General features: G+C 46.9%; 16 protein-coding genes. 1 reads left to right on the top strand and 15 read right to left on the bottom strand.

Features of this window, described 5'->3' with window-relative positions:
- Position 1 precedes the first annotated feature (1 nt).
- The 15 genes from G8759_RS10425 to G8759_RS10355 all read right to left on the bottom strand — a co-directional run bounded on the left by G8759_RS10425 (position 2) and on the right by G8759_RS10355 (position 18,207).
- Complete coding sequence (locus G8759_RS10425) at positions 2-1,018, bottom strand: glycosyltransferase family protein (RefSeq protein WP_167207674.1); 1,017 nt, start codon at positions 1,016-1,018, stop codon at positions 2-4.
- A gap of 18 nt (positions 1,019-1,036) precedes the next feature.
- The gene (locus G8759_RS10420; protein ID WP_167207672.1) at positions 1,037-2,059 is read right to left on the bottom strand and encodes a glycosyltransferase family 2 protein; all 1,023 of its coding nucleotides are present in this window, start codon (positions 2,057-2,059) and stop codon (positions 1,037-1,039) included.
- Positions 2,060-2,068: 9 nt separating this feature from the next.
- The gene (locus G8759_RS10415) at positions 2,069-2,896 is read right to left on the bottom strand and encodes a DUF5672 family protein (protein ID WP_167207670.1); all 828 of its coding nucleotides are present in this window, start codon (positions 2,894-2,896) and stop codon (positions 2,069-2,071) included.
- Positions 2,893-3,927, bottom strand: a complete 1,035-nt coding sequence (locus G8759_RS10410) for a glycosyltransferase family 9 protein (protein WP_167207668.1) — start codon at positions 3,925-3,927, stop codon at positions 2,893-2,895. Before G8759_RS10410 ends, G8759_RS10415 begins: the two co-directional genes overlap by 4 nt.
- 1 nt (position 3,928) lies before the next feature.
- Positions 3,929-4,936 carry a glycosyltransferase family protein gene (locus tag G8759_RS10405; protein WP_167207666.1) on the bottom strand — a complete coding sequence of 336 codons (1,008 nt, stop codon included), beginning with the start codon at positions 4,934-4,936 and terminating at the stop codon, positions 3,929-3,931.
- Positions 4,937-4,988: 52 nt separating this feature from the next.
- Complete coding sequence (locus G8759_RS10400) at positions 4,989-6,107, bottom strand: acyltransferase family protein (protein WP_232074201.1); 1,119 nt, start codon at positions 6,105-6,107, stop codon at positions 4,989-4,991.
- Positions 6,108-6,164: 57 nt separating this feature from the next.
- Positions 6,165-7,280: a glycosyltransferase family 4 protein gene (locus G8759_RS10395; RefSeq protein ID WP_317166775.1), complete on the bottom strand. Its 1,116-nt coding sequence runs from the start codon at positions 7,278-7,280 to the stop codon at positions 6,165-6,167.
- A 139-nt stretch (positions 7,281-7,419) separates the two neighbouring features.
- Entirely contained in the window at positions 7,420-8,073 is a 654-nt protein-coding gene (locus G8759_RS10390) for an acetyltransferase (protein ID WP_167207664.1), read from the bottom strand.
- Positions 8,074-8,159: 86 nt separating this feature from the next.
- Positions 8,160-8,861: a WbqC family protein gene (locus G8759_RS10385; protein WP_167207662.1), complete on the bottom strand. Its 702-nt coding sequence runs from the start codon at positions 8,859-8,861 to the stop codon at positions 8,160-8,162.
- Positions 8,862-8,903: 42 nt separating this feature from the next.
- Positions 8,904-11,000, bottom strand: coding sequence for an ArnT family glycosyltransferase (locus G8759_RS10380; RefSeq protein WP_167207660.1), 2,097 nt, complete (start codon positions 10,998-11,000; stop codon positions 8,904-8,906).
- 41 nt (positions 11,001-11,041) lie between these two features.
- Positions 11,042-12,136, bottom strand: coding sequence for a DegT/DnrJ/EryC1/StrS family aminotransferase (locus G8759_RS10375; RefSeq protein WP_167207658.1), 1,095 nt, complete (start codon positions 12,134-12,136; stop codon positions 11,042-11,044).
- Positions 12,137-12,237: 101 nt separating this feature from the next.
- A complete protein-coding gene (locus tag G8759_RS10370) occupies positions 12,238-13,494 on the bottom strand; it encodes an ABC transporter ATP-binding protein (protein ID WP_167207656.1) in 1,257 nt (418 codons plus the stop codon).
- A gap of 86 nt (positions 13,495-13,580) precedes the next feature.
- Positions 13,581-14,411 (bottom strand): ABC transporter permease, encoded by an 831-nt coding sequence (locus tag G8759_RS10365; RefSeq protein WP_167207654.1) that lies wholly within the window; start codon positions 14,409-14,411, stop codon positions 13,581-13,583.
- A gap of 45 nt (positions 14,412-14,456) precedes the next feature.
- A complete protein-coding gene (locus G8759_RS10360) occupies positions 14,457-15,569 on the bottom strand; it encodes a GumC domain-containing protein (protein ID WP_167207652.1) in 1,113 nt (370 codons plus the stop codon).
- A gap of 13 nt (positions 15,570-15,582) precedes the next feature.
- A complete protein-coding gene (locus tag G8759_RS10355) occupies positions 15,583-18,207 on the bottom strand; it encodes an SLBB domain-containing protein (protein ID WP_167207650.1) in 2,625 nt (874 codons plus the stop codon).
- Positions 18,208-18,459: 252 nt separating this feature from the next.
- Here G8759_RS10355 and G8759_RS10350 point away from each other — a divergent pair, with 252 nt between their 5' ends.
- On the top strand, positions 18,460-20,358 hold the full coding sequence (locus G8759_RS10350; protein WP_167207648.1) for a DNA topoisomerase IV subunit B: 1,899 nt from the start codon (positions 18,460-18,462) through the stop codon (positions 20,356-20,358).
- The last annotated feature ends 49 nt before the right edge of the window (positions 20,359-20,407 follow it).

The following is a 20,407-nucleotide window of genomic DNA, read 5'->3' as shown; positions in this document are numbered from 1 at the left end:
TCTATCGTAGAACGGGTAAGGGCACATTGTCGACAAATTGCGTAATGGCTCGCATGGTATCAACCGTTGCCCGGCGCCAGCCTCTGAGCACCACAGGCTCTGGCTGCTGGCCATAAGTCGGACTAATAGCTGTCAGAACTGGACTAAGGTAAGAGGAAACGGCCTTTTTATAGGCTGCAACCAGCAAAGATGCATCAGGTCTGTCGGCCAGTTTAAGCCGGTTTTGATTCGAAAAAAAACCTTCGTCAGGATTATAGAGCCCTTTGGCGTTGATAAACAATAGGGGCTCTTCACTACCGCTTACTTTCCAGCGATCAGCTTCCTGCTTTACCTGCCGTTGCGGTAAATTCCACAAAGCAACGTGCCATGCAGCATCTTTTACAATCACTACATGCTGAAAAAAGACAGGCGCATGCATTAACCAAATCTGGTCGGTACACAATCCATTGCAGAAATCGATGTACGCACGTTCTTCGACACGGTCCCGCCACCACGCCAAGAGTTTGTTTGTTTCATCTGATCGACGAAAGGCCAGAAAGTCAGCACTATACAAGCCAATATTCTGAAAGAATTTTTCATCCGGCCAATCCTGCTCTACTTTGGCTGAATCAGTTGGAGATCGGGTTATGTGCGGTGTTAGCAGGACATTAGCTGAACTAAGCCGATTCCATACGGGGGTAAGGGTGCTTAAAAATAGTACATTCGGGTCTGCGTACAGGACTGTTTCCTCATCAGGAAAACGCCGGAATGCTTCCTGAATGAAGGCGGGCTTACAGGCAGCCGCTAATTCAGTTGGTGTATATTGGGCTGATAATTTCCCCAATTGCTCCGGCAGCAGCACTTCGCCAGCCAGCCACAACGGGTAAGGTGATCTAAAATCGGCAGGCAAATGAGCGGGGTCATCGGCCAAACCAATAACAATTGGGGGCGTCTTGCCAATAGATGCATATTTAGCAAAACTTTCGCCTAACGCCAGAGCCTGAGGCAGTTGGCGGATTGTACAAATGGTTATCAGCACAGCAGATACAGAACTAATTTATTCGAGCACATCGCCAAGAGCCGCCAAATAAGGAGCATACCAGTTGGCGGCAGCGTCGGCATATCGTTTATAATTACCTTGCTGAAGGCTATTCAAGACAGGTTTTAGCCGTCGCAGCCTGTCGTGAGGTAAGCAACTACGCATTGTAAAATGAGAAAGCCGCCGATGAAGCTGCGGCAAACCAGGCGCATTAGTCGTAACCCGTTGAGCCAGTAAACGGCTAATGGTAGCTAATTTCGCCTGTTTATCGCGCAAAGGTGCCAGTTTCTGGGCGCGGTGTCGGGCAAAACGATCACGCAATCGAACTCGTTCGGGTGGTTCTTCCTGTCGAACACCAACTTGTTGTTGAACATGAGTTCGGTATAACTGCAAGGGTTGATCGATGTACTGGATTTTGTTGTAAGCCGCTGCCACGAGCCCAATCCAGCCATCATAGATATAGCCCGGCACATCGTCGGGGATAGGCAATACTTTGCTCAGAAAAGCCTTGCGAATAACCGTAGCGCATCCCATAACGCGGTTCCCATCCAGCATCACTTCCATCATTTCACCATTTTTCCATCGCTTCTGGGCCACTTTATCAAATCGAATCCATGTCCAGAATCGATTCTGCCGGCCCTGCAAATGTTCGTCGGTTACCCAGGCATCGCAGAAGGCAAGCTGATCTTCAGGATGATTGCTCATATACTCAGTCATGACGCTGAGCTTATTGGGAAACCAATAATCGTCCTGATCACAAATGAAGATCAATTCGCCAGTGCATTCTGACAGAACACGCTCAAAATTTTTATTGGACCCTAACTGAACCTTGTTAACTAAAATCCGCACGGGGAAAGGCGCTTCGGCGGCAAGGCGTTCGAGCAGGGAAACGGTTCCGTCTGTAGATCGGTCATCACACACAACGACCTCATCGGGCAATTGTTGCTGATCGAGCAGACTTTGCCATTGCGCAGGCAGGTAGGACTCACCATTATAGGTGCACAAGGCAATGGATATAGTCGGTCGAACCGGAGTTTTCATTCTTAACTGTCAAATTTGGTAACCGTACTGAGCAAAAATAGGTCGCCAGTAGTCCGTGCCATGGATGTCCCAGGCATGGCATCCGAACGGTAGTTGCCCATTATTATATTGTTCAACTGCCCGTTGCGGGTAAAATTCAATGGCAAATCGCATCGCTGTGCGGTAATCAGGAATACGTAATAAGGGAAGATATCGATTTACCTCAACGCTCCAAAATATGTCTTCGTTGTATCGATAATCATGACTTTTTTCATACCTGGCAATTCGACCTTTAAAAACACGCAGCCATCGGAGCATGGCAGGGACTCGCCGTAAAGAAAAACCACCATTGCCAACCCTGTTCAAACTAGTTATTTCTCGGGGTGTTACCCCATCAGGTTTCTTCAGATCAATCAATAGTGCAATTCGTTGCTTCGTTCTGAACCAGACTTCGTCGCCCCAACCGGTATAATCCCGATCCCGAAGCCAGGGGGCCCCAATATAATCGTACCCTTTTTGGCACCAATCCGTCAGTTCATCGCTGAATACAAAGGCATCTAACTGATGTATCAGAATGTACTCCAGATCAGTAAAGGCCCTGTAGAAGACCTCAGACAACATCAATTTGTTGTAAGCCTGAATATCTACGAAAAAACGATCGTCAAACCTTCTTACCTGCAAAATAGGGTATAAATTCTGGTAAAGTGAAATATCGAGCGAATCAGGAGCCGCCAACAAAACTGGGTAGTGACCTAAAACTTTCATGCATTGCTTTAACGCAATTTGCTCATAATCAGTCAATGAAGATTTATAAACGGGAATGACGATACCGACACTTACCGGACTTTGATGCTTCATACGAGTTTCGGTTGGCCTAACCGCTGCAGGGCAGCATCCTGTACCCATCCATAGGGAAGTTCGGAACAGGGGTGGCCATAATTATTCAGAATAGTGATGCCTTCTCCGCGTTTATACCGACCTGAGTAAGGAAGATAATCGACAAAGTCGAATAATTGTCCAAGCAAAATAATACCATTGGCTCCATTTGCATTGGCCATATGTGCCGGACCACTGTCGATACCGATAAATAAATGAGCATTTCGAATAACTTCTGCTGTTTCAAGCAGGCTTAATTGACCGCAGAGATTCCGAAAATTAGGGTGCTCTTCGGTAACAACGGGTTGCAGGCCAATCTCGATAACGGGATAGGGATAGGTATCCAACAGCCATTTTACGAGCCGGTTCCAGTTTTCCGCTGGCCAGTCACGCATGATGTGGCTAGACTGGCAGTGGATGACAATGGGTGACTCCTGAAGGCGTAAAGCGGCCACTCGCTGGCGAATCGACTCCGGAATATACATTTTCGGATCGGCTGTCATGGCAGGTAAACCCGCAGCTTGCGAAAACATATATAACAAATCGCCACGGTGATAATAGTTATCGAAAGTGAGGCCAATCTGATCGGCCGTGGGGTTAACGGGGTCTTCCGGGCAATATTTACACTTGCGGTGTGAAATATGCATGTTGTAAACTTTATCGAAAATGCCCGTTCGTAATAAATAGATGCGTTCACTGGGGCATTTTTCGATCAGGTAACCATCGAGGTCGGGGTGGTGTTCAACCAGTTCGACGTATTGCTTCCGAACGAGCCAGATGATATAAGCATTGGGGTGACGCTGGCGAACTTCACGAGCGACGGGCTCACAGGCAATAATATCGCCCATTTGCTCTGACAAAACAATAGCCACCAATGGCCGGTCAGCTGCCTTGTATTTTAGCCAACGTAAGTATAAGTACTTCCACACAACTGACCGGTATTTACCGATAATGTGGATGTATTTATGATAACGGTAAGTCCAAAGTGCCCGTTGGTTCGACCACGAAGCCATATTATTGATTTTCTAACAGCGCAATTAGTTGATTAAATGGGGCGTTTAAAGCCTTTCTTACCCGTTTATACCGCAATATTTTCGGGGGTTTTATGTAAACACAAGGGTATTGTCGATACAGATCGTTATGGTTTGTTAATAACCGATTTCGATACAGATCAAACAGCGGTTTTGCATCTGGACGTTCCTTGCCTGGTGTTTCTGAATCTGCAAGACTATACCGCGTCTGGTATTTAGAGACTTCATCCGGCCGATCAGGATTGTAGCCACTATAATGGAAAAACTGCAAAAACTCCGTTTGGTTCACCCGCCACTGTCCATCGGAGTCAGCAGAGAGGTACCGTTCATGCATATTCCAGTAGGCAACATTATAACCCGGATGTCGATCAATCAGAACATTGTCATAATAAACCGGGGCAAAATTAACCCAATGCTGGTCTACGAAAAGACCATTACACAGATCGATCCGGCATTCATAGACTAACCGATCTTTCCACCAGTCAACAAAGGCTTTGGCAGTTGAGTCATTCCGCAGGCCAATGAACCCGAGGTTAAAGATACCGGTGCTCAAATGATGTTGTTCATTGGGGCGTTCCCAGTCTGGTGTAGGCGAACACGTATGAGGTGTTAACACCAGACTATATTGTTGCAGATCCTGATTTAATTTTTGCAGCGGCTGATAAACGATAATGTCAGGGTCAAAATAAATAATTTCGGTGACATTCGGGTTGTTTTTAATGAAAAAGTCGATGTAAAATGGTTTAACGGCTGTATTGAGTTCGGTAATATCGTACCGATCGCACATGGCCTCGAAATCGGGGATACCGATCTGATCTACCTCAAGCATCGAATAGTCGGGCATAAGGTCAGCGGGTAGATTGGCTACGCTGAGCTTGTCAACCAGACCGATTATGTACTGGTAATCTGGATTTGTTGCTTTTAATGAATCGCCCAGTGTTCGGGCCTGGGCTAGATAATTAACAGAACAGATGGTAAAAGCGAGTGTCATAACTACAGATAGTAAGCCGGTCTGGTAAAAAATGGTTCAGGCTGTTTCTATACTAGCCCACCGATTGACCGACCGACTTCCCGACTGGTTTAGTGTAAGAAAAATATCGTTTCAATTCATTAATTGGCTTTTCAAACAGATACCACGAGAGTGAGGCCACAACCAGTAAGGCCAGTAGACTAACAAAGCGGTGAGACCAGTAACCTAACGTTAAGGAGAACCCGAAACGGTTAAATACCTTCATGATAAACGGAGTAACAAATCCGGGCACAAGCATGTGAAAAACATAAATACCGTAGCTTATCCGCCCTACATATTGTAACGCCTTGTTGTTGAGCACTTGGCCAACAGGCCCTTTAATGCCCATACTGGCCCGAACAATAATGAATAAGGCTAGTGCAGCAATAAATAAACGCTGAAACAAAACGACAAGAACATGATCGCCCGGCAAAAACTGTAGCGCAATAAAACCGAGTAAAGACAAAGCAGCCGCAACAGATAATTTTTTCAAAAAATCGGGAAGTGCGTCAGGGCGCTCCGAAACTATATAAGCCCACAGAGCGCCCAAACCAAAGGCATCAAAACTGGCAGGGGTCAAAACGCCATCCAGGTTGCCCTGCATATAGCCGTAACCACGAAATAAGACACCAATAACGACCATACCGGCAATAACCCACCGAAATGAAGATCTTGGCGTCAATAAGACAACCCAGGGCCAGACAAAATACAATTGTTCTTCGACGCCAAGCGTCCAGAAGGGCGACAGAATATCGGCCCAGTTCCCCGTTTTATTCAGTAAAATGTTGTAGCCGTATAGATAGTAATATAGTGGGTGTTCATCAACGTCCGACGTTTGCGGAAAGGCGAACCAGACAAGCGTAATGGCGAAATAATACAGCGGAAAAATCCGTAGGGCGCGCCGAACAAAGAAATTGCGATATGTATCGGTGAGTTTACTCTGGCCCGCCTGAATCCGGTTGCGATTGTCAATAAGAATGCGCGTGATCAGAAAACCACTGATCACAAAAAATACCATCACGCCAATGGTGCCGTTGGGGAGCCGATTAAATCCTTCGCCAGTTGGAAACCAGTGATAAATGATTACCAACAGAACAGCAAATGTCCGCAGGGAATCTAACTGAGGCATATGGCCAGAAGGAATCTTGGACATTCGGGCGTCTACGGTTTGGCACATACTACTCGATCAGCCTGTAGCATGTGTATGATTCTAGGTTAGTTGCTGGAACAAAGTTACAAGAGTTTCAACGCTTTGATGTGCCGGATGACGTTCGAGTATCTTTTCGCTAAGCCGTTTGCCCATTGCCCGACGCTGTTCTGGCTGATTGAGCAAATCCAGAATGCACTTGCTCATGGCATCAAGATCCAGGTAAGGTACTACAAAACCACCGTCTGTTTCGACCAGTTCGGGAGAGCCCCCTGCCCCATTAAAACAAACAACGGGCACTTCGCTCAAACCGGCTTCAAATACGACGAGTGGGTATGGATCTTCGCGCGAACAGAGTACAAAAACATCGAAATGGCTCATGTAGCGCAGTACGTCGGGCGTTGGTGGAATCAGGTGAACGCGTTGTTCCATACCTGCTTTTCGAATGTCCAGCAGCAAATCGTCACGAAGCGATCCGGGCGGAACGCCAACCCATACAAAATGAATGGATGCCTCTGGCCCCCGGCCAATTACCTGCCGGGCAAGTGTTACAAATAAATCATTGCCCTTACGCCATTCGGCATTACCACAGCCTCCAACAATCAGCGCATCGTCGGGTAAACCTAGGGTCTTATAGATAGTCGGTTGCTGGCGGGCGTGCTGTACATTTCGCTCGAGTGCCGGGGTGTCGATAAGGGTGAAAAGCGTAATACGGGCAGGGTCAAAGCCATGTTGCTCTTCGTAGTAGCGTGCGGTTGCCCGCGATACAGCCAGCAGGTGATTGGTTCGATGCAGCAGGTACGCCAGTTCATCGGGTTGGGTATACATCCGCACCGACATATCCAATTCATGAACGAATGTTACAACGGGTGTTTTGTCTGGAATGCCTAGCTGGCCAAACCAACGACTGCTGGTAACCGTATTGACCAGTACCAAATCTATAGAATCCAACCCCAGACTGGCGCGAATTGCCTGTTGGCGCTCCTGCATCTGTTGTTGATAAAACCGATCCCATAAGCCCAGTTTTCCCAGAATTTTATCGGCCACAGCGCCCATAACATATCGATCAGGGGCTGGCCAAATAGTAACCGTACAGATCGAACGGTATTCATCAAGCAGTGGACCTCCTTCACCTAACAACAAATGCATCTGGAAGCCTTCTACTTTCAGAAGTCGCATCAGGTTTAGCAACACAAGTTGCGCCCCGGCACGATTGGCATCATGACCGATTAACAGTAACTTTTTCAGCGTGCGGTTTGTAGTTTATTGTTTTCAGCCTACGGTTTTAATCGCTATGAATAGCCGTATCCGTGAACTTTCAATAGGTTTCGTGGCTGGGCGTAGGGAGTTTTTTAGCTGGGTTCCCAATATAAACACCCCATTCGTCGGTGTCTTTATAGACCGCAGTTGCCATACCGACAAGTGTGCCCGTTGCGATATGCAGAAAATCGCGAATGGTGCTGTTTACGCCAAAGAAACAATAGGGTTCAATGACACAGTGGCCCGACATAACCACATGCGACGTAAAGAAGACATGGTCTTTTATCTGCCCGTGATGACCAATGTGATTGCCGCTCCACAGCACGACGTTATTACCGATCGTTGTGAATGGCTGAATGGTATTGTCTTCCAGAATAAAGCAGTTTTCGCCAATCTGGTTACCAAACAGTGTTGCTTTAGAGCTAATATAGGAGATGAATTCGTAGCCCTTACCTTTGGCTTCGAGGTAAATCCGTTCGCGATTGCGATTCATACCCCGGCCTGTCATTGGCGCAAAAAACTTGTAATCCTGAGGAGGGAATAACGTTTCTACGTCTTCAAAAGCGACTACCGGCAATCCGTGAAATTCCGGATCAGTCAGATATTCCCGGCTGACAGTGAAAGCCACAACGTCGTGTTCGGAGTCGTGGGTCAGGTAGAAATGAGCCAATTCGGCGGTATCCATCACCCCGAAAATGATAATCTTTGCCATTTTTTATCGAGTGGACGAGCGAAAGAGAGAAAACAATGAGGGTGAACACGAGAGGTTCGTTCAGGCTTTTGCTCTTTCACTCTTTGTTAAACTAACTCATACGCTCCTAACATAGTCCGAACGGCGGCTACGTCGTTGAACATTAGGGTATCCAAAATAGATAGCCACGGAATAAATTCAGTGCGACTAAACTGAGGGTATTCGACCCGGTTTGTCTTAATAAAATTCAGTTCAATACCTGCCTGCGTAAACGTAGGTTTATCATACAATTCGGTTCCACCGATCGGATTAATATAACGCGATGCGTTTTCCTGTCGGCAAATATCCAGAATCCGCTCCTGAGCTTTCAGATGGGTATTCGAATAGATCGTAGATGATTTTACCAACCGGGTTGTCAGACCGAGATACTGGTTTAGTTCGACAAGGCTGAAATGAATCAGATCAGCGATTGAATCGGTCGTAAAATTGATAATTTTTTCGGTTAGCGGCATTACCGTTCCATAATACGGCGCTTTCCGATAACCCTGTTCAATGGTTTTTAGTAGTTTACTGCGCCATTTAGGATCATCGGCCAAATGCACTTCGTTGATGCGTTTGTTCTGGCTGGCGTCTTTTAACGGAATCGTAAACAAGTACTCCTGACCGTTAATGAGCAGTTTATTTCTATTGATCCACCCCCGGTTAATAAACGCCACATCGTCATACAGCACGAATGTGTCAACGGCGTTCATCAACTGCATATAGCCAATATAGGGCAGGAAATAGGGCTGCATGATGGCTAAGGTCATTGGCTATTACGGTTTATGATCGCGATCTGTTCATATCGCGAATCAGTGTAATTTACGTAAATAATAATCCTCTGCCGGTACAATCACCTCCCGGCGCATGGTTGTGTCGGTACCTAAACGAATGTCGCCGGGTTTAGGCGGTATCACACTTTTATCGAAAAACAGATAGTCGGCGTTTTTGGGAATAGGTTTCAGACCCTGCTCAAAAGGATTGATGGCAATTAGCCGACGCGATAAGTCGGGTCCATAAAGTGGATACTCATAATCATCGTTGATGGTACCAAGCGCAACGGTAGCCGAATCGGGAACAAGCTCATCGAAACGCTTATAGGCTACATAAATATCCGGGCGTCCAAGTGTTAACTGCCGCATTCGATCGGTTGCGAAGGCAGACGAAAACGATTTTCCATCTAACGAAGTCCAGGCAAACGGCAAAGCCCGTGTATTGAAAAATACGCTAAGCAACGCCGAAATACAACCTAGTATGGTGATCAAACCGACGTAACTTTTCCAGATTGGTCGTCCGGGTATATCTACAGTTGTTCGCGGGTGTAAGAATACCAGTGCCAGAAAGGTTACACCAAAGAGGCCAGTCTCAATAAAATAACGCCCTTTAAACGGATCATAGGGTGCGGAGTAAGACAGCGCTGCAAAATGAAGTAATAAGGCGATACCAAGAAAAATGTGGGGTGTTGATCGAATAAAGCCAATCAGTACCAAAAACAGTAAGGGAAAGATCAACCCGAAGCCGAACACGCCCCAATAAGGATTGGCATTATAGAAAACAAACCGACGATCGAAGGCAAATGGCTGAATGGAGAAATCGGTCTCTTCATCCAGACGCATGTGTAATTTATCCTCCAGTACAACAAGCGGTTGCCGCATCACATGATTCACGTCAGCGCCGACTTTGAGGTTCCGGATACCGTCTAAATTGATATGATCATAGCCGTAGCGAATCACATTCCGGCTCCCCTGCTCGATCAGATTTCTGAATGTTCCCGCTCGCTCTACAGATTGGTGCTTCAGCGCTGTTGGTGGTCCAATTGGGTGGCCAAATACGGCAATATTCTTTAAATAGCCCGTTGGCAGTGTCCATAAACAAACCGAAACGGCAATAGCCGTTGCCAATCGCCAGGTCCGCCCGAAGGTGATTGCCAGTGATGGCGACAAAAAGACAGTGTAGACCATAATGGTAAACACCGATGGAAGCAGTAGGGCAAAGGTGATTTTATGACCGAAAGCAATACCAAACGCCATACCGGCCAGCCAGAGATAGCGATTATCCTGCGTTTGCCGATACGTGAAAAGCATATAGAGCAGAACGCTTAAGTAAGCGGTAAGCACAATATCCGTTTCGGTTGTGATGGCCTGCATCAGAAAATCGGGTAACAGGGAGTAGGCTAACGCACAGAAAAAACTCGCTGATAATGCCGTGCTTTCGGGCCGGTTAGCGCCTATTCGTTTCACGATCCCGAATACAGACACAATAGCGGTCCAGTAGCTTACATGATGAATAAACTTGAATCCATTCTCAAAGCGACCCGTCATGAGAAACGAATAAATCTGGAGCGTACAAACACTCTTGGGATATGTATCTATATTCCAGTTCGTACCGCCAAAATGCCTCATTGTTCCCCGCTGCACATACTGCATGACCCGATTCAGGTGACCGGTCATACTATCCCATTCATTAGGAACCGTGAAAAGTACAATCAGCAGGTTCGTAACGGCAATGATGGATAGCGTCCCAAAAAGTAGTGAAAACAGAAATTTTGCGTAGGGATTTAACCCGCCAAACCACTGCCCAAACGTTTTCTGGCGTTGGCGAATCAGCCGCGAAACGGAAAATGGTCGCTGGTTGGGGCGATTGATCTGCTCCGGCGTGCCGATTGTGGTTACTCGCTTTAAGATCAGACTGATAACTGTTGCTGTAACAAAAACCGACACGGCCCAAACAGGGGTATTGGCCGTTTGGTATAATGCCGACAGGATAAATCCGGTTAAGATTACACTACCAGCCCCCAGCAAAAATGTTGTCAGTAACCACTCCGTCAACGATTTACGGCAGATACCAGCCGCAAGTCGCCCGAGGTAAAAAATGAAAAGAAGAAATGGAATGAGATAGAAGACAGTCATAATAAATAATGAAAGATTGACAAAAGCGGCCAGTCAGTTCATTATACGGGTTCAGTTATGACGGCAACGGCTTCGTTTACAATGGCGGCTATCCGGTCAACATCTTCTTCTGGTAGATCAGGATAGAGCGGCAGACATAGTACCCGCAATGAAACATCCTCAGAAACCGGACAGGGTTCATGCCCAATGGAAAATGGCAGGGTATTGAGCGAGGGGTAAAAATAGCGCCGGGGAACAATTTCCTGTGCTTTAAGGGCATCTGAAACACGGAGCAAAGTCGCTTCTGAGTCGAATACAACCGGATAATAGGCATAGTTGTAATCAACCCCCGATGTAAGCGTTGGTCGGGTAATGCGTTCAAAGTTTAACCGGTCATCGTACCAGCTAAAAACCTGCTTCCGGGCCGCGATCAAGTGCGGAACTTTAGGCAAAACACACAGGCCCATTGCTGCGTGAAACTCCGAATTCTTTGCGTTGATACCAATGCTATAATAATCGTCGTTGCGATGACCAAACGAACGATAGAAATGTAGTTTTTCGGCCAGGGCATCATCGTCGGTAACAATACAGCCGCCTTCGACCGTATGGAAAACCTTTGTGGCATGGAAACTACAGGTACTGACATCGCCATAACTAAGGATCGAACGGCCATTATACGACGATCCAAAGGTGTGAGCAGCATCATAAATAACCTTGAGGTTATGTTTTTCGGCTATCGCCTGAATCTGCTCGATCCGGCAGGCATTCCCATAAACATGAGTAGCCATGATGGCCTGCGTATTCTCGGTAATCAATGATTCGATTTTGCCCGGATCAATACAGAAATCGTCAGGTCGAATGTCCGCAAAAACAGGCGTACACCCTTCCCACAGCAGCGCATTGGTCGTTGCTACGTACGAAAATGGAGTTGTAATGACTTCTTTCGTGATGTCCAGCGCTTTAAGGGCCATTTGAAGGACAACCGTGCCATTGGTGCAAAATTTCAGGTGCTTTACGCCCAGAAATTCTTTCATTTTCCCCTCCAGCTCACGTAATAAGGGGCCGTCGTTGGTTAAATGTACGCGCTCCCAGATACCTTTCAGGTAGTTTGTATACTCCTCAAGGTCTGGCAGATATGATTTGGTGACGTTAATCATCGGTCAAGTTTATCGTTTTCAATGATCCTACGTAACTAATTTCCAGTCAAAGCCATAAAATGATCAGAAAACGAAAAATAACTACGTCGGATTGCGAAAACTCATTTTATAGATGCTGGTTCCAACATACCCATCTCGAAAGGGAACTGTGGTCGAACGTAGCCCGGCCATTTCCCGTACCAGGCAATACCCTCGCGATAGTCTTCCACCTCGAAGGTAATTCCTTCTTCCATAACGTATAAGGGGGTAACCGTATCTTTCACAACCATTACCGAGATTGTGTAAGAACCGTCATTAAGAAAATACCCTGGAATGGTACACTCACCAGCGATTAATCCTTTTTCGTAAGGCTTCGATTGTGTGCCGACGTTGAAAATACATTCTCCGGTCAGGGAGTTAAGGTGCATCGACAGGTTTAGATTGGCACGATCCATCATATTCCAGAACTCGAACCGGAATTTCATGGGCGTCCGCACATCAATATGAGTCAATTCATCCTGATAATCCGGAACCAATTCAATTCGCTTGATCCGGACATAATCGTTACCTGGAGCTTCTTCTGGGGAATCCCACTGCCGAAGGAGCCGGGTTTTGGACACTTTACTTAAATAAGTGGCAATTACCTGATTTGTTTCACCCTGTTCAAGCAGTTGCCCTTTTTCAAAATAAAGTGTTTTGTTGCAAAGCGCCTGAACGGCAGTCAGGTTGTGGCTCACAAACAGAATTGTCCGGCCGCTCGCTGAGTTATCGCGCATTTTGCCCAGACTCTTTTTCTGAAATTCAGCATCACCGACTGCCAGTACTTCATCCACGATCATAATTTCCGGATCGAGGTGAGCCGAAATCGCAAATCCCAGACGAACATACATGCCTGATGAGTACCGCTTAACGGGTGTATCCAGAAATTTTTCGACACCGGCAAAGGCAACAATTTCATCAAATTGCTTCCGAATCTCATTTCGACTCATGCCCAGCAGCGAACCATTGAGGTAAATGTTTTCGCGGCCGGTTAGCTCCGGGTGAAACCCGGTGCCAACTTCAAGCAGAGAAGCAACTCGTCCTTTTATACGTACAGAACCTGTTGTAGGCTCAATAATTTTACTCAGGATTTTCAGAAGGGTGGATTTGCCCGCGCCGTTATGCCCAACAATACCAACGCGATCTCCCTGTTCAATAGAGAAACTTACGTCGCGTAACGCCCAAAATTCTTCTCGTGTGGTAGTTTCCTGTGCTTTCTTGCCACCGAAGAACTGCCGGAAGTTTTCAGTTAATACGTCACGCAAGGTATTAACGCCCTTGCCCTTCTGGTGGTCAATAATGTATTGTTTACTTATATTTTCTACAGTAATGACGGACATAGCTTGTGGTTATTAGTCATGAATGACGGTCATTGCTGGTTAGTTCCATCTGAAACTAACCAGCAATGACCGTCAATTAATGGCTATTATATATCATCAACAAATGTGTTCTCGCGTTTACGGAAAAAGTAAAGAGACAAACTTAAGCAAATGCCTACAATAATAACGGAGGCTACTAAACTGTCTGGATTAAAATACGCTTTTTCGCCGAGTAACGCCCAACGAAAGCCATCAATAATGCCCACTAATGGGTTAAGAATATAAAGCGGATACCAACTTTCTCCGGCAACTAACCGGCTGCTATACGCAATTGGGCAGGCATAGAAACCAACCTGTACAATAAACGGAATCAACTGACCTATATCACGGAATCGGACATTGATGACCGCAAAAAACAATCCAAAAGCAAAAGCCGCCAGAGCTGCTAGTACCACAAATACGGGCACAAGAATCAGATGCCAGTCGGGCATAAACCGATACCAGATTGCCAGTAAGATGAATAAACCCAATGATACTAAAAAATCCAGAAAACTCACGGCCACCGAGCTAATTGGCATGATCAGCCTCGGGAAATAGACCTTCGTGACCAGATTCGAATTTAGGGTAACACTGTTGCTGATTTGCGTAAAAGCCGTGGAAAAAAAGGTCCAGACCGTAATCCCACCTAATACCATCAGTGGGTAAGGTACACCGGGGTCGGCTGGTAGTTTGGCAATCTTGCTGAAGACAAATACCATAATAAGCATGGTCGTCAGCGGCCGGATTAAACCCCAGGCTGTGCCAAGAGCCGTTTGCTTATACCGAACCGATACATCACGCATCGACAAAATGTACAGCAATTCGCGATTTCGCCACAAATCGCTCCAATAGTGCCGCTCTGCGCGACCGGGTTCTATAAGTACTTCGTGTGTTTTCATGGTAGTGGTTAGTCGGTAGTGAATAGTAGCCGAAACTACAAATCACTAGCCTTCCCGCATCACGGAACGATAAGCCTCCCGTAAAAATATAACGATAAAAGCCAGAATCAACCCTAAGGCAATTCCAGCCTGCATACCAACCGGCGTAATAGTCTCCTTATAAAGTGGCAATTCTACCGGCTCAATAACGGTGAACAGGGGCGCTTCCCGAATAAGCGATAAACGCATATTATCAGCGCTCTGAACGGCCTGATAGTAAATGGTACTCAGGAATGTAGAATTGCGGGTCAGCTTCGTTTGCATGATCTGCCCCTGCGCCACCACCATTTGCTGGTTCTGGTCCATATACTGAGCCAGTTTGTTTTCTGTACCATTCAGGATACTGGCAATAGAATCGGCCCGGAAACGGAGCAACTGGTACATTTCGCTCGTTTTTTTCGTTTGCTTCTGGCGGTAATCCTGCTCGATTGTTGTCAGGTGATTATCCAGAAACTTAGCCGCCAGCATTTCATCCTGCATCGCACAACGCAATTCCATGAACGACGACTTCCGCTCAGGTTGCGTCACACTCATTTCGCCTTTAATACGGGTATAGATCTGCGACATGGCAATGCGCTCAAGCTTGCTATACTCTTCGGGCTTCTTGCTTTTGCCAAAGTAAAATGATCGTAATGTATCGCTGTCTTCCCATTCTTCGTCCCGAATGCCGCTGTGCCGGATATAATAATCGATCAGCAAGGTGTCCCGGTCGTTGATTTTAACGGTTTTCATCAGCGTCTTTTCCACGACCGGCCTTGATTTGGCATAGATCAGAAAGTTATCGCCTACGAAAATGCTGGCATCGGGCGCGCCCTGGCTTAATCCAAAAGCACCAGCCAGTGCACTCAGGTCCCCGAAGGTATTGCTGCTGCTACCTCCTCCGAGGTTGAAGGTCATTGTCGCATTAAAAACAGGTTGCTTCTTGTGGGTCATATCATAAATAAACCCAATTACCCCGCCAATCGCTGTCAGGATTAACAGTAGCTTCCAGTTGCGCCGGGCAACTTCCTTAAGCTTAAAAATACGGACTACAAGCGACTTCGGCGAAATCTGGTCAGGGGGTATTGTCCGCGTAACCATTCCGTTAGGATCTGTTGGTGTCAGGTTTGTTGAACTCATATCCTGATATGATTTAATTGCCAACTCGACTTAGGGCGATAACTAATCCGATCACTGATAAAAGTGACGAGATCGTACCGGCTGTTGAACTTAATATTTGCTGCGGGGTCAGAGGAGTACCCGTCTTTTTCGGGATAATAACTTCGGAACCAGGCTCGACACGTGGATAAATGTTGAAGAACATGAACTTTCGTGTGCGGTCTACAGAGCCATTGGCATAGACGATAAACGACTTCCGACGCTGCGATTTAGACGTGAAACCACCTGACTGAGATATGTAGTCCTGAAAGTTTTGACCAGAACGATACTTTACCGTTGTTGGCAGCAGCACTTCGCCCTGAATACGTACCGTTTCCAATATTTTGGGAATGCGAAGAATGTCGCCTTCCTGAACCAGAATATCTTCTGACGATCCGGGTTTTGCCAGAATCTTCTTCAGATTGATACCGATGGACTCCGGCTTGTCGGCAGACAAGGTTTCGGTTTCTACAACTGCTTTGCCCGAAGTCGCTGCTTCGGCCAGATCATCAACTGATTTTTGCCGCCGGGCCAGTTCATCAGCACTAAGCTGTACGCGCCGGATCAGCGTTGCCCCTTCAACATAAGCCTGAGGAGTTAATCCACCCGACAGGCTGACCAAATCGGAGATCTTCTGGTCTTTACTCCGAATCGGGTAAGCACCCGGCACAATAACTTCACCTTCTACATTCGCATAGGTCTGTACAAGGTAATTAGGCGACTTACGAACGAGAATCTGGTCGAAAGGTTGCAGAATAAACCGGTTCTCATCGGCATTGATCGATAAATCCCGGTTAACATTAAATCGGAAGGTTTCAGCTACCTGCGCAGAAGTCGAACGAGGGTCAACGTCTTTCTTCCGACGCACAACCTCAACCAATGAAGCCGCTGCTGATTCTTTCAGGCCACCCGCCCGTAACAGTGCATCTTCCAGGGTCATGTTGGCCATGTAAGGAATACCTTCCATGGGCAGATTCACTTCACCCTGTACCGATACACCAGCTTGTTCGGTTAAATCAAAGCGCGACGTAATGATGATCTGATCTTCGCGCTGAAGTTGAATGTCGGGGGCAGTTCCGGCCATGATGTCGGCCAGATTAACCGTGATATTTTCTATCGCCAGATCTTCGCGCGTTCTGACAATATTCACACGTCCCTGGAAGGCATCCCCTTTGAGCCCTTCTGCCGAGCGAATAAGGTCTTTAAGTGTCTTGTTCTGATCAAGCGAAAATTGCCCTGGCCGGTAAACAGCACCTTCGATGGTTACCTGGTTTTCGAAACGATCCAGCAATTGTTCTACTGTCACTTCATCGCCATCCTGCATGGTAAATGACTTGAACTCGGCTGCCGTTACATCAATCACTTTCAGCTCACGGTCGGTAAGGCGCTTTACTTTTACCCGGCCTTTGTAAGCATTGGCGGCAAAATCACCCGCGTAGAATAAAAGTCGGTCGAACGTTTCACCGGGCAACATCTCGAAGATGTTATTGCGCTTCACGGTTCCGATAATTTCAACTCGTACAAGATACGTTGTGAACCGAATGTTGTCGTTGTCCTGCAGGCGGAAATCATTCTGTTGTGTGCCATTCAGCAGGTAGTCGTACAAATCGAGGTTGGCAACAACTTTGTTATTGCGTATCAGCTGCACCTTCCGGAACGAGCCGAGTTCATTAGGACCGCCCGCCTGATAGATTGCATTCATCACCGTCGATAGGGATGAGAGCGTATATGTACCTGGCCGAACAGCATCCCCCGTTACCGTTACCCGAATGCTACGTATGCTACCCAATGATACTTCCAGAAACGTATTGGCGGGGCCATAGGATGAGTTTCGTAAGCCAACAAATTTTGACGATAAGCGACTAATCATCCGCGCTCTGGCCTGCTCAACAGTGAGGCCAGATACGTAGACTGGTCCAATTCCCGTTTGATTCGCAAAATAAACAGCGCCTTCTGGCGATACCTTTTGGGTAAAATCAAACTCAGAATAGCCATAAAGCCGGATATTGAGCTGATCCCCTGGGCCCACTATATAATTTCGGGGAGTTGCAATACTTATATTTGGCTGGAAAGCCTCTTTCATGGCCGGATCGTTGAAGAGCGTATAGCCAAATAACTTCTGGCGCTTTTCCTCTTTTTCACGACGCCGTGCCCGTTCGTATCCATCTTCAATTACCTCTGCACTGGTTGTTGGCCCCGTGTCGCTGGTATCGCCTGGAACGGTTGCATTCGTCCGTTCCGTCTGATTCGTCGGCTGGGAGGTTGTGCGGCCAGTAGTAACGTTTTTGCCGGGGATCTGCCCACCCTGTTGTTTGATCTGCTGCTGTATATTGGCGGGCAAATTGTTAATATTGACACCCTGAGGGAGAGCTGTCCCCTGCCCTGTTGTAGCACCCTGTGTGGCGGCTGGCGTGCTACCGGCGCGACCGGAACTAGGGGAGGTTGTTGTTCCGGCTCCGCTCCCTGTTCCGGCGGCCGGAGCAACCTGAGCCTGTACCGAAAGACTAACCAGGCCTAAACTCATCACGGCCAGACCGGCGCTCAGTTGGCGCGAGAATTGCGCCGTAATGTCATAAAAATATTTTAACACGAAGTTGTGATTATTTCGGATTTTTTGCATATTTTTAAGATGTCGAAGGCTGCTGACCAATCAGTTAAAAGGGCCTGTATGTAACGACATAATTGCCTGTGTAGTACGTTTCTTATGTTCAGTCGGCAAAGTAAATGAACTTTTGCCGGATTATGAACGATTTCTTACTATCCGGAGTCTTTTATTCCCATGCCTGCTATAGGTATGATTTTTCTAATGTATTAATTTGAACTTTGGTATGTAAAACCATTCGTTCGTTCTTAAATTACCTATAAACCGTCCATGACAGAACAGGCAAATCAGCCCGTACAGTACAACGAAGACAGTATCCGTTCACTCGATTGGCGCGAACACATCCGCCTTCGGCCGGGCATGTATATTGGCAAACTTGGCGATGGCGCTGCCGCCGATGACGGCATCTACGTCCTGATTAAAGAAACGATCGACAACTGCATCGATGAACACGTGATGGGTTTCGGAAAGAACATCGACGTGCGTGTTACCGATCACCGGGTTGAAGTTCGCGACTACGGCCGGGGCATTCCGCTTGGTAAAGTTGTTGAAGTTGTCTCCAAAATCAATACCGGTGGAAAATACGACTCCGGTGCTTTTCAGAAATCGGTTGGCCTCAACGGAGTCGGTACGAAAGCGGTCAATGCGTTGTCGGGTTACTTTCGGGTACAGGCTTTCCGCGAGGGACGCACCGTTTGGGCTGAATTTGAACGGGGTATCCTTAAAAATCAGGGCGAAGAACCAACCAGCGAGCGGAACGGAACCCTTATTTGTTTTGAACCAGACGATACTGTATTTAAGCATTTTCATTATATACCGCAGTTTCTGGAGAACATGATCTGGAACTACTGCTATCTGAATGCAGGTCTGACAATTACATTCAATAAGCAAAAATACGTTTCACAAAATGGTTTGCTAGATCTTCTTCGTGACAAGACCAAAAAAGACGAAGACTCACTGCGTTACCCGATCATTCACCTGAAGGGTAATGACCTGGAAATTGCCATGACGCATGGTAACCAGTATGGCGAAGAATATTATTCATTCGTTAATGGTCAGTATACTACCCAGGGTGGAACGCACCTTCAGGCATTGCGCGAAGCAATCGTTGAAACCATTCGCAAACACTTTGACAAGAATTATGACGTAGCCGATGTCAGAGCGTCAATAATTGCAGCCGTAAGTATTCGCGTACAGGAGCCAGTGTTCGAATCGCAGACCAAAACGAAGCTTGGTTCGATCAATATGTCACCCGAGTCGAATGCCCAATCGGTCAACTCATTTGTTAAAGATTTCGTCAAAGAACGGCTTGACGATTTCCTGCACATGAACCCCTCTGTTCGTGATGCGCTCAAGAAACGTATCGAACAATCAGAGCGGGAACGGAAGGAACTCGCCGGTATAAAAAAATTGGCCAATGATCGTGCCAAAAAAGCAAGTCTTCACAATAAAAAACTTCGCGACTGCCGCAATCATCTGCCTGATTTGAAAGCCGAAGACCGCTATCAGTCAACGCTTTTCATTACCGAAGGCGATTCGGCCAGTGGTTCGATCACAAAATCACGTAACGTTCAGTCGCAGGCCGTATTCAGCTTGCGGGGTAAACCCCTGAATTGTTTTGGTCTCACCAAGAAAGTCGTGTATGAAAACGAAGAATTTAACCTGCTTCAGCACGCGCTCGACATTGAAGACGGGCTGGAGGGGCTTCGCTACAATCGAATTGTGATTGCCACCGATGCCGATGTCGATGGAATGCATATTCGACTCTTGATGTTGACATTCTTCCTGCAATTTTTTCCGGATCTGGTTCGTAATGGCCACCTGTATATTCTTGAGACGCCATTGTTTCGGGTACGTAACCCTAAAAACCATAAGGAGACGACCTATTGTTACTCAGATGAAGAAAAGCAGAACGCGATCAACAAGCTGTTGAGAGGGGGCAAAAAAACCGAAATCACCCGATTCAAGGGTCTGGGTGAGATTTCACCGGAAGAATTCGGGCTGTTTATCGGCGAAAACATGCGCCTGGAACCGGTGATCATGGAGAAAGAAACATCCGTCCCAAAATTGCTCAGCTACTACATGGGTAAGAACACCCCCGATCGTCAGCGGTTTATTATCGACAACCTGCGCATCGAGAAAGATATAGAAGATGCGGCTTTAGTTTAGTCAAGAGTTTGCAGGAGGCAGTAGGCAGTGTACTTTTGCAGTATACTGC

Source organism: Spirosoma aureum, assembly GCF_011604685.1.
In the GTDB taxonomy this organism is placed as follows: Bacteria; Bacteroidota; Bacteroidia; order Cytophagales; family Spirosomataceae; genus Spirosoma; species Spirosoma aureum.
This window is presented reverse-complemented; position numbering and strand designations above follow the sequence as displayed.

Bases quoted from the DNA above. Each gene is read 5' to 3' on its own strand.
- G8759_RS10355 (WP_167207650.1), bottom strand. From the start codon at position 18,207: ATGCAAAAAATCCGAAATAATCACAACTTCGTGTTAAAATATTTTTAT.
- G8759_RS10415 (WP_167207670.1), bottom strand. From the start codon at position 2,896: ATGAAGCATCAAAGTCCGGTAAGTGTCGGTATCGTCATTCCCGTTTAT.
- G8759_RS10360 (WP_167207652.1), bottom strand. From the start codon at position 15,569: ATGAGTTCAACAAACCTGACACCAACAGATCCTAACGGAATGGTTACG.
- G8759_RS10395 (WP_317166775.1), bottom strand. From the start codon at position 7,280: ATGCGACTTCTGAAAGTAGAAGGCTTCCAGATGCATTTGTTGTTAGGT.
- G8759_RS10385 (WP_167207662.1), bottom strand. From the start codon at position 8,861: ATGACCTTAGCCATCATGCAGCCCTATTTCCTGCCCTATATTGGCTAT.
- G8759_RS10410 (WP_167207668.1), bottom strand. From the start codon at position 3,927: ATGGCTTCGTGGTCGAACCAACGGGCACTTTGGACTTACCGTTATCAT.
- G8759_RS10365 (WP_167207654.1), bottom strand. From the start codon at position 14,411: ATGAAAACACACGAAGTACTTATAGAACCCGGTCGCGCAGAGCGGCAC.
- G8759_RS10375 (WP_167207658.1), bottom strand. From the start codon at position 12,136: ATGATTAACGTCACCAAATCATATCTGCCAGACCTTGAGGAGTATACA.
- G8759_RS10350 (WP_167207648.1), top strand. From the start codon at position 18,460: ATGACAGAACAGGCAAATCAGCCCGTACAGTACAACGAAGACAGTATC.
- G8759_RS10400 (WP_232074201.1), bottom strand. From the start codon at position 6,107: ATGTCCAAGATTCCTTCTGGCCATATGCCTCAGTTAGATTCCCTGCGG.
- G8759_RS10405 (WP_167207666.1), bottom strand. From the start codon at position 4,936: ATGACACTCGCTTTTACCATCTGTTCTGTTAATTATCTAGCCCAGGCC.
- G8759_RS10420 (WP_167207672.1), bottom strand. From the start codon at position 2,059: ATGAAAACTCCGGTTCGACCGACTATATCCATTGCCTTGTGCACCTAT.
- G8759_RS10390 (WP_167207664.1), bottom strand. From the start codon at position 8,073: ATGGCAAAGATTATCATTTTCGGGGTGATGGATACCGCCGAATTGGCT.
- G8759_RS10380 (WP_167207660.1), bottom strand. From the start codon at position 11,000: ATGACTGTCTTCTATCTCATTCCATTTCTTCTTTTCATTTTTTACCTC.
- G8759_RS10370 (WP_167207656.1), bottom strand. From the start codon at position 13,494: ATGTCCGTCATTACTGTAGAAAATATAAGTAAACAATACATTATTGAC.